Below are 14,041 nucleotides of genomic sequence, written 5' to 3' on the forward strand. Positions count from 1 at the left end.
GACGACAGCCTGCTCCCGTTCGACTCGGGCAACGTCGCGCCAGGTGGCGGCGTGAAGTCGTCGAGGTGTTGTGCTTCGCTCGAAGCGGACGCTGTCGGGCAAGCGAGGTGATGGGACGTGACGGATTGGCGTGCGGAGCGGGACCGGGCCTTGCTGGCGCTGGAGAACGAGAAGCGCCCCGCGTTTCGCGCGGAGGCGGCCGAGCAACTCCATCACCTCGCGGCGGAGGTGCCTTCGCGCGCCCCCGAGTTCACGGAGGTGGTGCCTCGGATGCTGTCGGACGCGCAGCCGGAGGTGAAGCGCTCCGGTATCGCGCTGGCCACCGTGGTGCTGCCTCAAGAAGAGGCGATCGCGCTGCTCATCTCGCGGCTTCGCGACGAGGAGTCGCTGGTGCGCCTGGAGGCCACGGGCCGACTGGCGGACATGGCCCGTCCGGAGCTGCGCGGCGCGCTCGCGGGCATGCTGGAAGACGCTGTCCCCGAGGTGCGCTTCGAGGCCGCGCGAGGCATCGCCGCCCTCAAGCACCCCGCCGGTCTCGAGGTGCTCATCGACGCGCTGGACGCGGACCTGCTCCGCTTCCGTGCCCTGGGCGCCCTGGCTGAGCTGGAGGACGCTCGCGCGCTGCCCGCCGTGAAGAAGCTGTTCAGCCGCTGGCTGCTCCCCGCCTTCGACAAGACGCAGGCCGCCGGAGTCCTCGCCCGATTGGGTGACGCCGACGGCGCCGCGCACCTGCTCCAGCGCTCGCGCAAGACGTGGAGTCAGGACCGCGCGCTCGCGGTGGAGCTGCTCGGTGAGGTGAAGGCCGCCGGCGCGCTGGAGCGACTGAAGGCCATCCTCGATGACCCGAAGGACTCCTGCCGAGGCGCCGCCGCGCGCGGCCTGGGACGTCTGGGGGACGAGCGGGCCCTGCCCTGGCTGCTCGCGGTGCTGCAGGACATGAGCGCCCAGGAAGAGGACCGGTTGGACGCGGCGGATGGCTTGTGGAGGCTGGGCCTCCCCGAGGGCCGCGAGCGCGTGCGCGCGGCGGTGAGCACCTTCACCTCACCCGAGGCACGGCAGGAACTGGACGACTTGTTTCAGGAGGGAACATGAGACTGGTGGACGCGCACTGCCACCTGGAAGTGAAGGACTTCGCGGACGCGGCCCCCGTGTTGGAGCGCGCGCGCGCCGCGGGCCTCATCCACGCCATCATCGTGGGCCAGTTCCACGGTCCCGGCGATTGGGGCAACGCGCTGGAGCTGGCCGCCGCGCATCCCGAGTTCCTCTCGCCCACGCTCGGCATCCACCCGCACGAGGCCGCGCGGGCCACCGAGGACGACCTGGCCACGCTGGAGCGCACCTGCGCCCGTCCCGAGGTCCGCGCCGTGGGCGAGGCGGGCCTCGACTACTACTACGACCACTCGCCCCGGGAGGCGCAGGCGCGCATCTTCCGACTCCAGTGCGAGCTCGCCGTGAAGCTGGGCAAGCCCCTGGTGGTGCACGTGCGTGACGCGCACGAGGACTGCGACGCGATTCTCGGCGAGGTGGGCGTGTCCAAGGGCGTCATCCACTGCTTCACCGGGCACACCGACGCCGCGCGGCGCTACCTGGACCGGGGCTTCTACCTCTCGCTCTCCGGCGTCATCACCTACAAGAAGACGGAGGCGCTGCAGGACGCGGTGCGCTTCGCGCCGCTCGACAGGCTGATGGTGGAGACCGACAGCCCGTACCTGGCGCCGGTGCCGCACCGAGGGCGCAAGAACGAGCCCTCGCACGTGGTGGAGACGGCGCGGAAGCTGGCGGAGCTCAAGGGCGTGACGCTGGAGACGGTGACCGAGGTCACCACCGCCAACGCCGCCGCCCTCTTCAACCTCAACCTGCGCTGACGCCGCCGGCCAGGGCCTGGAGGTCCTGGTCCATCTGCGGAACGTCCAGCAGCAGCGCGTCCGGGTCGTACTGGAAGTCGGCCTGCTTGAGCTTCAGCAGCGCCTGGAGCGCGGGCTCTCCGGTGTGTCCGCCGAAGGAGGCGAACACGACGCGGCCGCTCTCCAGGTGCATCGAGCCCTCCAGCGTGTGCTGACGCAGGTTGAGCTTGCCGCTCTTGCGAGCGCTGCCCAGCGTGCGCAGGAGCTCCCGCGGAGGCAGCTCGTCGAAGCTGCCACGCACCACGCGCCCCGGGCCGTTGTGCAGCACCCGGTCCTCGAGCAGCGCGCGCACCGCCTTGGCGATGAGGGACTTGTCCCCGGGAGGCAGCAGCTCTGTCGCGCCGCCCATCATCAGCCGCTCGCGCGTGGGCGCATCCGGCTCGCCCACCACCGCGATGGGCAGCCCCGCCGTCTCCGGCGTGGAGCGGGCCTGCTGGAGCAGGTCCAGCACCTCCTGCTGACCCAGACGCAGGCTCACCACCAGCACATCGCAGTCCTGCCGGGCGAGGCCGTCCTGCGCGCCCTCCTGCGTGGACAGCGCGTGCGCCACCAGCCCCTGCTTGAGCACGGCCTCCAGCAGCTCGCCGCGAGCCGTCTCGTCCGGCTCCACCACGAGCACCTGCCGGCCCTCGCTCTCCAGCCGGTGGCGGAGCAGCTCGCCGCTCTGCAACTGGATGACGATGTCGGCCACCACCGGGTCGTAGAGCACGCCCGCGTTCGTGCGCAGGTGCTCCAGGGCCTGCTCCTTGGGCAGCGCCTTGCCCAGCGCGTTGCCGGGGTTCTTGGTCAGCTCCAGGAAGCTGTCCACCGCCGCGAGGATGCGCGCGCCCAGGGTGATCTCCTCCCCCTTGGCGCCCTGCGGAGTGCCCGAGCCATCCCAGGCTTCGTACAGCTGCGCGAGGATGGTGTTGACCTGCGCGGGCAGGTGCACCGTCTCGAACAACTTGGTGGGCGCGCGGCACGCGGCGCGGGCCTGCGCCTTCCACTCCGAGTTGACGGCGTTGCTCGCCAGCGAGAAGTGCCGCTCGGACGGCTTGCCCAGGTCATGCAGGTACGCGGCGATGGACAGCGCGGCCAGCTCCTTGTGGGGCATGCCCATGCGCTGACCGACGATGCCCGCCTGACGCGCCAGCTGCGCGGAGTGTCCCCGGTGCCGCTGGCGGTCCTGCTCCAGCAGCCCCACGAGGATGCCCAGCGTCTCCACGTAGTCGATGTCGCTGACCAGCCCTCGCGGGCCACCCGGCTCGCGCCGCTGCGTGGACGACGGACGACCGGCCACCTGCGTGCCGCCGCTGGGACGCTGCACCCGCATGCGCGGGTCCGTCTCCATGCGGAACGACAGGCTACTGCGGTTGCTGGTGGACGTGCGGTTGTGCTCCGGCGCCCCGGTGCGCGACGTGGACTCGGCGGGGCCGGACTGCGCGCTCGCCGCCTCCAACAGCGCGGCGAACGCGGTGGGGTCGCCGTAGTAGTGCTTGCGGATGGCCGCAGCGATGGCGCCGCGCAGGCCCACGTACGCGTAGACCTCCGACATGCCCGTGACCAGGGCAATCTCGTCCATCAGCGCCTTGTTCTGCGGCTCGGCGGCGACCACGGACAGGAGCTTCCGGTCCGGGTCCACCGCCAGGGGCAGCACGTTCTGCGCCTCGGCGAGTCGCACCGGGAGCCTGTCGAGCACCTCGGTGGCGATCTTCGCCTTGGCCAGCTTGTCCGCGCTCACGAAGCGCGTCTGGAACTCCGCGGCCAGGAAGCGCAGCAGCGCCGCCTCCTGGAGGAGCCCCAGCTCCACCAGACAGTCCCCCAGCTTGTGGCCGGTGATCTTCTGGTGCTCCAGGGCCTGCTCCACGGCCCCGGCATTGACGAGCCCCGCCTCGATGAGGCGCTCACCCAGCTTCTTCGCCATGACGACTCAGCTTTCCGACGAACCCTCGCCACTCTTGTCGCCCGACGACAGCGTCGTCAGCGCGCTGAAGGGCTTGAAGGTCAGCTCCTTCGGCAGGCTGTTGGGATCCCGCGGCGGACGCGGCGGGCGCTCCTCGCGGGGCGCGCGCTGCTCGTCCCGGGCGCGCTCCTCGCGCGGCGGGCGCTCCTCACGGGGCGGGCGCTCCTCGCGAGGCGGACGCTCGCGGCGGGGAGGACGCTGCTGCGGCTGCTGCTCCTCACGCGCCACCACCGGCGCGCCGCCCTCCTGCGCGGGAGCCTGCTGCGGCGGCTGCTGCGGAGCCTTGTCGCCTCGGTTCTTGCGCTTCTCCTCGCGTGACTTGCGGCGTCCGCCTCCACCGCCGCCGCCACCCTCGACCGGGCCGCGGCCCCGCACGGTGGGCAGGGGACCCTTCCAGAGCTGACGGTCGTAGTGGCGCTGCACGTCCGTCCACTTCTCGTTCGAGTCGCGCTGCATGGCCTCCAGCCACGAGGCGATGCGCGAGTCGAGCGAGTCGAGCGCGTGGACGATGTGCGCCTCGATGGTCATCGGCACCTTGGGGCTGCCGTACTCCAGCTGCCCGTGGTGCGAGATGGCCAGGTGCGTGAGGTGGTTCTCGAGCAGCGGCGGGAAGCCGGGGATGGACAGCGTCTTCTCGCGGATCTTCTGGGCCGTCATCACCAGGTGGCCCACGAGCTTGCCCTCGTCGGTGTAGTCGAAGCCCTTGTCCGCAGAGATCTCCGCCACCTTCATCACGTCGTGCAGGAACGCGCCCGCGAGCAACAGGTCGCGGTCCGCCATGGGGTAGTGGTCCGCCACCCGCAGCGTCAGCCGCATCACCGACAGCAGGTGCTCGGCCAGCCCGCCGCGCCACGCGTGGTGCATGCCCTTGGCGGCCGGCGCCACCGGCAGCCCCGCGGCCACCTGCGGGTCGTCCAGGAAGGCAATCAACAGCTGCTTCACGAACGGATCATTGATGCGCTCGTGGATGAGCTCGCGGATGAGGCCCGCGGCCCGGGCGCCACCGCCGCCGTCGTGACGGGGCTCGCTCTTGTCGTTCCGCTCGACCTTGTCGGCCTTCTCGGCGCGCGGCTCGGCGGCGGGCTTCGCCTCCGGGGCGGCCTTGGCCTCGGCGGGCGGGGCCGGGGGCGGCTCGAACTCCTTCGGGTCCAGGGGCTCGGGGTCCAGGCGCTCCAGGCCCTCCACCACCACCTGCGTGCGGCCGTGGAACTGGATGACGCCGCCCTGGACGAGCACGAAGTCGCCGGACTGGAAGGACGGCTCGAGCGCGTCGACCTTGTCGAACACGCGCGCGTCCACCTCGCCGCTCTTGTCGACGAGCGTCAGGGCCAGGAACACCTTGCCGCTGCGGGCCGTCACCTTCTCCTTCTTGGTGACGCGGAAGACGGTGTGGACGCGGTCCTTCTCACGCAGGTCGGCCGCGTACACCTTGCGGACGGTCTCGACGGAATCCGCCGGGGTGGAGGTCGCGGTCTGGGGGGCGTTTTCGTTGGTCATCGCGGGCGCGGACACTAGCACTCCCCACGGCTGTGCGGTGCTTTCCGCGTCAGCTCACTTCCAGCGCCACCGTGTCGAGGTACTCCGCGCCCGGGGACCCCACGAGCGTCGGGTGGTCCGGAGGCAACCCGGGCCGGGCCAGCCGGGTGGCGATTCGCGCCTCCGCCTCGCACGCGGTGGCCACCAGCTCGTCGAAGCCGCCGAATGCCAGGGGTGGGTGATAGCCGACCACCATCAGCCGGCCCCCATGCCGGGTGCGTCGCAGCGCGTACCGCAGGTGCTCCACGAACTCCTCCTCGGATGCCACCCGGAGTGTGTCCAGCAGCACCAGGTCGAAGGTCTCCCGCACCGCGCGCAAGGCCTGGAGCGCGGTGCCCTTCTCCACCAGCACGCGTCCCAGGAGTCCGTTGGCCTCGGCGTTCTCGCGCGCCAGGTCCGCGGCGTCCGCGTCCGCGTCGAAGGCGAGGATGTGCCGCGCCCCGTGCAGGCCCGCGTGCACGAAGAGCCCGCCCACGTTGCAGGCGGCGTCCAGCACCCGGCCGTCCCAGGCCATGCGGCCCACCACGCGGCGCAGCTCCCGCTGGTCATACGCGTAGCCGGTGCCCTGGCCGTACGTGAGATCCACGGTGAACCGCGCGCCCAGCTCCAACAGCCGGCACCAGCGGGGCGGGGTGCCGTAGAGGACATGGGGGCGCTGGGTAGGCAGGCCCAGGGCCTTGCGGCGCGGAGAGTCGTTGCGCAGGAGCACCGAGCTGGCCCCCGTCACCTCCACCAGCGCGCGCGTGATGTCCTGGTGCCGGGCGTCCATGGAGCGCGTCAGCGTCTGCACCACGAAGTGGGTGTCGTACCGGTCCACGATGAGGCCGGGCAGCCCGTCCCCGTCATCGTTCACCACCCTGCAGAAGCGCGGGTCGTCCACCATGCGGCCCCGGCGCTCGAAGGCGCGGCGCAGGTGGCGCGGAATCAGCCCCTCCACGGCCTCGTCGGGCATGCCCAGCCGCCGCACCGCGAGCGACGCCTCCAGGTCCACGTCCCCCAGCCCGAGCACCGCGCCGTCCTCGTCTCTCAGTTGCACGGGCTCGCCGGGTTGGGGCGTTCCCTCCATGGAGACGATGTCCTCCCGGCGCAACCAGGGGGCTCCATGGCGCAGACGGCGGGCGGCATCTTTGGACAGATAGGTGCTGAGCAAGTGCGTCCTCCCCTCTCGCGTGGCTGACTTCCAGCGGACAAGATGGGCCGTCCGCTTGCCGATGTCGGCGGGCGTCGGGCCCTCCGGCTGGAGAGCAGGGGAGGAGGCGGGCCTCAGGCCTGGGGAGGGGGCCGCTTGAAGGCCTTGAACGTCACGCGCGTGAGCAGCGAGCTGACCACCAGCGCCAGGACGATGCCCAGGATGCGCAGGTGCCAGGAGTCGCGCAGCACCAGCGACAGGGCCAGCGCGCCCACCAGCACCGCGCCCGCCACGGTGAGCCACTGGCCCCGCGCCGCCAGCCCCGAGGCCGGGGACTTCGCGCGCGCGAGCACCGGCAGGCTGCCCGCCTTGCGCCACGTCTGGGAGCTCTCCTCCCGCACCTCGTCGTCGGCGTCCACCAGACCCTGGACGTAGGCGCGCTCCACGTCCAGGAGGCTGGGGTAGGTCAGCTCACCATCCGGAGTGCGCACGACGTAACGCATGGCAGGGCTCCCTCCCTCTTGCGGGCACTGGCGTGGCTCACGCCAGCTCGGTGGCAATCTGCTCCGCGACGCGCAAACCATCAATGGCCGACGAGACGATGCCGCCCGCATAGCCGCAGCCCTCGCCCGCGGGGTACAGGCCCTTGCAGGACACCGACTGCAGGTCCTCGCCCCGCGTGATTCGCACGGGGGACGACGTGCGGCTCTCGATGCCGATGAGCTTGCCCTCTTCGCTGATGAAGCCGCGCATCTTCCGCTCGAAGGTCTTCAGCGCCTGCTTGAGGGACGTGGTGAGCCGCTCCGGGAACAGCCGGTTCAGGTCCACGTGCGCCAGCCCCGGACGGTAGCTGGTGCCGCCCGGGTCCTTCTTCACGCGCCCGGCCAGGTAGTCCGGAATCGTCTGTGCCGGGGCGAAGAACTTCCCGCCGCCCAGCTCGTACGCCTTCTGCTCCCAGTGTCGCTGGAACTGTAGACCGGCCAACGGTCCGTGGAAGCCCTCGCGCTCGAAGTCCGCCACGGAGACGGAGACGACGATGCCCGCGTTGGCGTAGCGCGCGTTGCGGCGCGAGTTGCTCATGCCATTGGTGCACTGCAGCCCGTCCTCGGTGGGCGTGGGCACCACGATTCCGCCCGGGCACATGCAGAACGAGTAGACGCCGCGCACCTCGCCGTCGACGTCCAGGTTCTCGGCGAGCTTGTAGTCGGCGGGGGGCAGCTTCGGGTTCTTCGCGGCGCTGCCGTACTGGATGCCGTTGATGAGCGCCTGCGGGTGCTCGGCGCGGAAGCCCAGCGCGAAGGGCTTGGCCTCCACGCTGACGCGGCCGTCGGCGGCGAAGCGCTCGTACAGCTCGCGCGCGGAGTTGCCGGGGGCCAGGATGACGCGGTCGCTCTCCAGCGTGCGCCCGTCCGCGAGCTTCACGCCGGCGATGCGGCCGTCCTTGTAGAGCAGGTCGTCCACGCGCTGGCCGAAGTGCACCTCGCAGCCGCCGGCGATGAGCTCCTCGCGCAGCTTCGCCACCGCGCCCGGCAGCAGGTCCGAGCCGATGTGCGGCTTGCCCTCGACGAGGATGGCGTCCGGCGCGCCGTAGCGGGCGAAGGCCTCGATGACCTTGCGCACCATGGGGTGGTTGATGCGCGTGGACAGCTTGCCGTCCGTGTACGCGCCGGCGCCGCCCTCCCCGAAGTTCATGTTGCTCTCCGGGTCCAGCGTGCCGTCGCGCATCAGCTTCGCCACGTCCTTGCGCCGCGCCACCACCTCGCGTCCCCGCTCGATGAGGATGCTCTTCACGCCGCGCTCGAGCAGCCCCAGCGCGGCGAACAGCCCCGCGGGGCCCGTGCCGATGATGATGGGCCACTGCTCGGGCGGCTTCACCGACGACAGCGGCTCGGGGGGAGGCGGCGCCTCGCCCACGTCCGGAGGCAGCTGCCTGGGCTTCTTCCCCGGCGCCATCTCCACCTCCAGCGTGTAGATGTAGCGCGGGCTGCCCTTCTTGCGGGCATCCAGCACGGAGCGCACCACCCGCACGGAGGCCAGGTCGGAGCGGGTGACGCCCAGCTTCTCCGCGGCCCGCTGACCGAGCAGCTCCTCCGGCTCGTCCAGCCACAGCCCGATGTTGTTCACCCGATACGCCATTGCCGTTCGCTCCTGGTGGGGCGCGCGTTCTGCTCCACCCTGCTGAAAGATTGCAAGCACTTGAAACCACGAGGGGCTCGAGGCCGCGGAACGGGTGCGTACCTCGTGATGCACCCGGCCATCCAGTTCCCTCGGGGGTCTCCCTGGGTGCGTAGGCCCCTTCGCACCCCATTTCACCCCATGCCGACCCTTGGTGCTCTTCAACCCCTGGGAACTGCTGGTGAATCCCTCTGGAAGAGAACGACTGGCACGGGGGTTGAAGAACAAGGCTCGAGTGATTAGCCGGCGGCCCCCTCTGTTCGCGCCGCCCCCCATTTGGAGGCATTGACTGTGAGCACCGATCAAAAGGGCACCCGGATCCTGGCGCGCACCTTCTTCAACCAGCTCCGCGCCAGCGGCTACACGCCGCACCAGGTCATCGGTATCGCCACGGAGCTGCTCGATCTGGTGACCTCGGACCTGAAGGAAGGCGACAAGTCCGTCGCCGTGCCTGCGTCCCCGGAGCAGGGCTCCGAGTGGCGTCAGCGCGCCTGAGCGTGCGAGACTCACCCCAAGCGACCCTCGGCGGGTGAGCGAGCTCCGGACGGGTTCCGGGGCTCCCGCCCTCGAGGTGGTGGTGGACCGGCGTCAGCCGGTTTTTTTATGTCCGTTGACTGGCGAATCGCCCGCCGGCGCCCCTGGAGAGCCGGCTTCGCGTCGGCGGGTGTAGGCCGCGGAGCCCGCGACGAAGAGCAGCCCGGCCGTCATCGCGCTGAACACCGTGCTGGCCGTGTACTGGGCGAGGAACGCGAGCAGCACGCCCCCCGCGATGAACGCGCCCACGTCCACGCCGACGGGCCGGCGCTGGGGCAGCACCAGCACCACCACGCACGCCGTCAGCGGCAGGCCGAGCGCCACCTGGCGGACGATGGCGTCGGTGCTCGTGCGCACCGTCTCCCAGTTGTGCACCAGGATGGCGGCGAAGATGACCACCGTGCCCAGCGCGAGCACCAGCACCCCCGCGGCGGCCGCGTCCTTGGTGAGCCGGGCCTTCTCGTCGAACTGCTGGACGGCCAGGTCCACCAGGTGCTCCAGCGCGCTGTTCAGGATTTCCGCGAAGAAGATGAGCAACACGCAGAAGATGAGCGTGACCTTCTCGGCGAGTCCCAGGGGGATGCCGCTGCCCACCAGCCCCACCAGCACGGCGGAGATGAGGTGCAGGCGCATGTTGCGCTGGTACACGACGGTGTGGATGAGGCCCGCCCAGGCATGGCCGAACGAGGCGAGGAACCCCGAGCCGCGACGGGGAGGGAAGCTGGGAGGTGGCCGGGCAGGTACGGTCATCGGAACCTGAAGGGACGGGCAGGCTAGCACTCACGGGTTCGATTGCCGTGGAGATGTGAATGGGTAAGGTCGGCGGCCATGAGCACCGACTTCTTCCGGGCGCGTCCAGGTGGCGTGCTGCTGGCCCTCCTGTTGACCTCCACCGTCGCCTCCGCCCAGGCCCCCCTCCACACCCACGAGGGAGAAGTGGGCGCCTGTGGCCTGGAGCCCCCGGACGCGGTGTACCTGCCAGCGCCGACCCGCCGCGCGCACGAGACGAGGAAGCTGAGCGCCTCCGACGCGCCCGTGGTCCGGCGCGAGCAGCGGGACGGCACCACCCGGGCCTCGCTCGCGGGCGTGCCCCAGACGCGGACGCGGGCGGGCGCGCTGTCCGGCAAGGTCATCTACCTGAGCCCCGGCCACGGCTTCTACCGGGCGCCCACGCTGTCGCGCTGGGCCACGCAGCGCCCCAACACCTGGGCGGTGGTGGAGGACCTCATCTCCGCGGAGGTGGTGAACCAGTACCTGTTGCCCATGTTGATGGGCGCGGGCGCCACGGTGGTGCCGGTGCGCGAGGCGGACCTCAACTCGCGCATGGTCATCGTCGACGACGGCGGCGCGGGCTACTCCGAGTCGGGTGACACGGGGCGGTTCCGGGCGACGGAGCAGAAGGGCTGGGCGACGCCTGTCTTCCCCATGGGCAACGGCGTGGAGCCGTTCACGCAAGGCACCACGCGGGAGCTGCTCACCACGCAGGCGCCCACGGCGACGGCGACCTGGGCGCCGGGGGTGCCCGCGGACGGCAACTACCATGTGTACGTCTCCTATGGCGCGGCGCCCACGCGCACCCAGAACGCGCACTACGTCGTGCGCCACGCGGGCGGCGAGAGCCACTTCCGCGTCAACCAGCGCCGCCACGGCGGGACGTGGGTGCTGCTGGGCCGCTTCTTCTTCAAGGCGAACGCGGGGCCGGAGCGCGCGGCGGTGTTGCTGATGAACGACGCGGAGGATGGCGCCACGGTGTCGGTGGACGCGGTGCGCTTCGGCGGAGGCTCGGGCGTCATCGGCGACGCGCAGATGGCCGCGCTGCAGCGCCCTCGCTACGAGGAGGCCGCGCGCTACCACGTGCAGTTCAGCGGCGCGCCCGCGACCGTGTACGCGCCCACCGGGGCCAACGCCATCGCCAACGAGCGCAATGCCGACGTGACGGCCCGCGCTCGCTTCGCCGCGTGGCTGCACGAGGAGGGCGAGGACGCGGTGTACGTGGCCTGGCACACCAACGCCTCCACCACCGGCAACGTGGTGGGCACCGAGGCGTATGTCTACGGGCCGAACCCGGTGGACGGCACGCTCAACTTCACGGGCGTGCCCGGCAGCGACGTGCTGGGGCGGGCGCTGTTGGACGAGCTGGGCACGGACCTCAAGCGCGAGGTGGACCCGACCTGGCGCGTGCGCAGCCTGCGCTCGGCGAACCTGGGCGAGGTCAACCCCACGCACAACCCGGAGATGCCGTCGGTGCTGCTGGAGATCGCGTACCACGACGCGGTGGCGGACTCGAACCGGCTGAAGGAGCCGGCGTTCCGCCGCGTCGCCGCGCGCGCCATCCTCCAGGGGCTCATCAAGTACTACGCCGCGCGGGACGGCGTGGCGGTGACGCTTCCGCCCGAGCCCCCCGACGCGGTGGTGGCGCGCAACGTCTCGGCTGGCACGGTGGAGGTGCGCTGGGCCGCGCCCGAGGCGAACCCGGACGAGGAGGGCCGCGACGCGCCCACCGCGTACCGCGTCTACCAGAGCGAGGATGGCCAGGCCTGGGACGACGGCACCGAGGTGTCGGTGACGAGCCTGAGCGTGCCGCTGGCGGCGGGCGTCTCGCGCTACTTCCGCGTCGCGGCGGTGAGCGCGGGCGGCGAGGGCTTCCCTTCCGCCATCGTCGGCGTGCGCTCGGGGGACGGGCCCCCGGCGTTGGTGGTCAACGCCTTCGAGCGGCTGGACTCCGCGCTGGCGTGCGGCGAGGCGCTGGACGCGTACGACCTGGAGGCCCCGCTGCGGGTGCTGCTGGAGACGATGAACGACGGCACCTACGTGCGCCGGCACGGCGATGCGATGAGCCAGTCGGGCGTGGCCTTCGACAGCGCGACGAGCGGGGCGGTGGCGGCGGGGCTGGTGTCCGTCGGAGCGGGCTACCGGGTGGTGGACTGGTTCACCGGGCGGGGTGGCGAGGCCGGCGCCGGACTGACGCGCGCGCAACAGGACACGCTGCGCGCGTATGTGATGGGCGGTGGACATCTGCTGCTGTCGGGCAGCCAGGTCGCGTCCGCGCTGTCGGTGGGGGACGTGGATGACAAGGCCTTCCTCACGGACATCCTCCGGGCGTCGGTGGGGACCGGCGCGCCGCCTCGGAGCGTGGAGGGCGTGCCGGGAGACTTCCTGGCGGATTGGACGGGCGTGGCCCTGGACGACGGCACCCGGGGCGCCTATCCGGTGGGGTCCACCGATTTGCTCACCCCGGCCTCGGGAGGCTCGGCGGTGGTGCGGTACTCGGGCACGGAGCTGGGGGCGGGCGTGTTCTCCATGCCGGCGGGGCAGGTGCTCTTGCTGGGTGTCCCCTTCGAGGCGGTGGTGGACCGGGCGGCGCGGGCGCGGCTGTTGTCCGCGTTCCTGGTGCGCGCGGGCTTCCCCTCGCCGAGCTCGCCGCCCGTCGGGGATTCCGGTGAGACGGGGCCCGGCCTGCTGAGCGGATGCGTGGCACCGCGCGGGGTGGACCCGCATCCGCCCGAGGAGCCCGAGCCTCCGGAGCCCCCGGCGCCCATCGTCCTGGACGAGCTGCCGCAGTTCTACTATCCGCTCGGCGACTCGGGCTGCGGCTGTGGGGCCGGCGGGGGAACGGGCGCGGGGCTGTGGCTGTTGCTCGGGGTGATTGTTCAGCTTCGACGCGCGCGCCGTCGCACGCGCGAGGTGAAGCGTTGACTCAGCGGGGCCGCGTGCCTACGGTCGGCGGCCCTCGTTTTCTGACGTGAAAACCGTTTGTGGGCGCGCCTTTCGCGCCCACCTCTTCAAGGAGACACGCACATGGCCACTCGCATCGCCATCAATGGCTTCGGACGCATCGGTCGCTGCATCCTCCGCGCCGCGCTCAGCCGCAAGGAAGACCTGGAGATCGTCGCCATCAATGATTTGGACAAGCCCGCCGCCCTGGCGCACCTGTTCAAGTACGACTCGGTGCACCGCACCTGGCCGGGCGAGGTGAAGGCGACGGACAAGGGCATCGTGGTGGACGGCAAGGAGATCGTCGTCACCGCGGAGAAGGACCCGACGGCGCTGCCCTGGAAGAGCCTGAACGTGGACGTGGTGCTCGAGTGCACCGGCCGCTTCACCGGCCGCGAGGGCGCCGAGAAGCACCTGAAGGCGGGCGCCAAGAAGGTCCTCATCTCCGCGCCGGCCAAGGGCCCGGACCTGACCATCGCCTTCGGCATCAACCACGGCGAGTACGACGCGTCCAAGCACCACATCGTCTCCAACGCCTCGTGCACCACCAACTGCCTGGCGCCCATCGCCAAGGTGCTGGTGGACCACTTCGGCATCGAGAAGGGCCTGATGACGACGGTGCATAGCTACACCAACGACCAGCGCATCCTGGACCTCACGCACGAGGACATGCGCCGCGCTCGTGCCGCCGCGCTCTCCATGATTCCCACGAGCACTGGCGCCGCGAAGGCCATTGGCGAGGTGATTCCGCAGCTCAAGGGCAAGATGCACGGCCTGGCCGTCCGCGTCCCCACGCCGAACGTGTCCCTGGTGGACCTGACGGTGAACACCGAGAAGAAGATCACCCAGGAGGCCGTGGTGGAGGCGTACCGCGCGGCCGCCGCCGGCCCGCTCAAGGGCATCCTGGAGTTCAGCGACGCGCAGACGGTGTCGGTGGACTACAACGGCAACCCGCACTCGGCCATCTTCGACTCCACCAACTGCTTCGTGATGGGCGACAACCTGCTGAAGGTCATGGCCTGGTACGACAACGAGTGGGGCTTCTCCAACCGCATGGTCGACACGGCGAAGTTCCTCGTGTCGAAGGGCGTGTAGTCCGTTTCCGGT

11 protein-coding genes are annotated in these 14,041 nt (G+C 71.2%); 5 read left to right on the top strand and 6 right to left on the bottom strand.

Features of this window, described 5'->3' with window-relative positions; genetic code table 11:
- The first annotated feature begins 117 nt into the window (after positions 1-117).
- On the top strand, positions 118-1,092 hold the full coding sequence (locus LXT21_RS19310) for a HEAT repeat domain-containing protein (protein ID WP_254039602.1): 975 nt from the start codon (positions 118-120) through the stop codon (positions 1,090-1,092).
- Positions 1,089-1,865 (top strand): TatD family hydrolase, encoded by a 777-nt coding sequence (locus LXT21_RS19315; RefSeq protein ID WP_254039603.1) that lies wholly within the window; start codon positions 1,089-1,091, stop codon positions 1,863-1,865. Before LXT21_RS19310 ends, LXT21_RS19315 begins: the two co-directional genes overlap by 4 nt.
- Here LXT21_RS19315 and LXT21_RS19320 read toward each other — a convergent pair.
- From LXT21_RS19320 to LXT21_RS19340, 5 genes are all read right to left on the bottom strand, one after another.
- On the bottom strand, positions 1,852-3,807 hold the full coding sequence (locus LXT21_RS19320) for an HD domain-containing phosphohydrolase (RefSeq protein ID WP_254039604.1): 1,956 nt from the start codon (positions 3,805-3,807) through the stop codon (positions 1,852-1,854). The two genes, LXT21_RS19315 and LXT21_RS19320, sit on opposite strands and share 14 nt — an antisense overlap.
- Positions 3,808-3,813: 6 nt before the next feature.
- Positions 3,814-5,343 (bottom strand): 3'-5' exoribonuclease YhaM family protein, encoded by a 1,530-nt coding sequence (locus LXT21_RS19325; RefSeq protein ID WP_254039605.1) that lies wholly within the window; start codon positions 5,341-5,343, stop codon positions 3,814-3,816.
- Positions 5,344-5,392: 49 nt separating this feature from the next.
- A complete protein-coding gene (locus tag LXT21_RS19330) occupies positions 5,393-6,532 on the bottom strand; it encodes a class I SAM-dependent rRNA methyltransferase (protein WP_254039606.1) in 1,140 nt (379 codons plus the stop codon).
- A 113-nt stretch (positions 6,533-6,645) separates the two neighbouring features.
- The gene (locus LXT21_RS19335) at positions 6,646-7,014 is read right to left on the bottom strand and encodes a hypothetical protein (RefSeq protein WP_254039607.1); all 369 of its coding nucleotides are present in this window, start codon (positions 7,012-7,014) and stop codon (positions 6,646-6,648) included.
- 37 nt (positions 7,015-7,051) lie between these two features.
- Positions 7,052-8,647, bottom strand: coding sequence for an NAD(P)/FAD-dependent oxidoreductase (locus LXT21_RS19340; protein ID WP_254039608.1), 1,596 nt, complete (start codon positions 8,645-8,647; stop codon positions 7,052-7,054).
- Between the two features lie 330 nt (positions 8,648-8,977).
- Between LXT21_RS19340 and LXT21_RS19345 the strand changes: the two genes are divergently transcribed.
- Positions 8,978-9,181 carry a hypothetical protein gene (locus LXT21_RS19345; RefSeq protein WP_254039609.1) on the top strand — a complete coding sequence of 68 codons (204 nt, stop codon included), beginning with the start codon at positions 8,978-8,980 and terminating at the stop codon, positions 9,179-9,181.
- 93 nt (positions 9,182-9,274) lie between these two features.
- Here the strand turns inward: LXT21_RS19345 and LXT21_RS19350 are convergent, their stop codons facing one another.
- Positions 9,275-9,970 (bottom strand): diacylglycerol kinase family protein, encoded by a 696-nt coding sequence (locus tag LXT21_RS19350; RefSeq protein ID WP_254039610.1) that lies wholly within the window; start codon positions 9,968-9,970, stop codon positions 9,275-9,277.
- Between the two features lie 78 nt (positions 9,971-10,048).
- On the opposite strand from LXT21_RS19350, the gene LXT21_RS19355 reads away from it, so the two are divergent.
- Together LXT21_RS19355 and gap are read left to right on the top strand one after the other, a co-directional pair.
- Entirely contained in the window at positions 10,049-12,916 is a 2,868-nt protein-coding gene (locus LXT21_RS19355; protein ID WP_254039611.1) for a golvesin C-terminal-like domain-containing protein, read from the top strand.
- Positions 12,917-13,018: 102 nt separating this feature from the next.
- Complete coding sequence (gene gap / locus LXT21_RS19360; RefSeq protein ID WP_254039612.1) at positions 13,019-14,029, top strand: type I glyceraldehyde-3-phosphate dehydrogenase; 1,011 nt, start codon at positions 13,019-13,021, stop codon at positions 14,027-14,029.
- Positions 14,030-14,041: the final 12 nt, after the last annotated feature.

This window comes from Myxococcus guangdongensis, from assembly GCF_024198255.1.
Lineage (GTDB): Bacteria > Myxococcota > Myxococcia > Myxococcales > Myxococcaceae > Myxococcus > Myxococcus guangdongensis.

What these genes read in the sequence shown, in the direction of transcription:
- LXT21_RS19315 (WP_254039603.1), top strand. Translation starts at nt 1,089, where the DNA reads ATGAGACTGGTGGACGCGCACTGCCACCTGGAAGTGAAGGACTTCGCG.
- LXT21_RS19320 (WP_254039604.1), bottom strand. Translation starts at nt 3,807, where the DNA reads ATGGCGAAGAAGCTGGGTGAGCGCCTCATCGAGGCGGGGCTCGTCAAT.
- LXT21_RS19325 (WP_254039605.1), bottom strand. Translation starts at nt 5,343, where the DNA reads ATGACCAACGAAAACGCCCCCCAGACCGCGACCTCCACCCCGGCGGAT.
- LXT21_RS19335 (WP_254039607.1), bottom strand. Translation starts at nt 7,014, where the DNA reads ATGCGTTACGTCGTGCGCACTCCGGATGGTGAGCTGACCTACCCCAGC.
- LXT21_RS19340 (WP_254039608.1), bottom strand. Translation starts at nt 8,647, where the DNA reads ATGGCGTATCGGGTGAACAACATCGGGCTGTGGCTGGACGAGCCGGAG.
- LXT21_RS19350 (WP_254039610.1), bottom strand. Translation starts at nt 9,970, where the DNA reads ATGACCGTACCTGCCCGGCCACCTCCCAGCTTCCCTCCCCGTCGCGGC.
- LXT21_RS19355 (WP_254039611.1), top strand. Translation starts at nt 10,049, where the DNA reads ATGAGCACCGACTTCTTCCGGGCGCGTCCAGGTGGCGTGCTGCTGGCC.
- gap (WP_254039612.1), top strand. Translation starts at nt 13,019, where the DNA reads ATGGCCACTCGCATCGCCATCAATGGCTTCGGACGCATCGGTCGCTGC.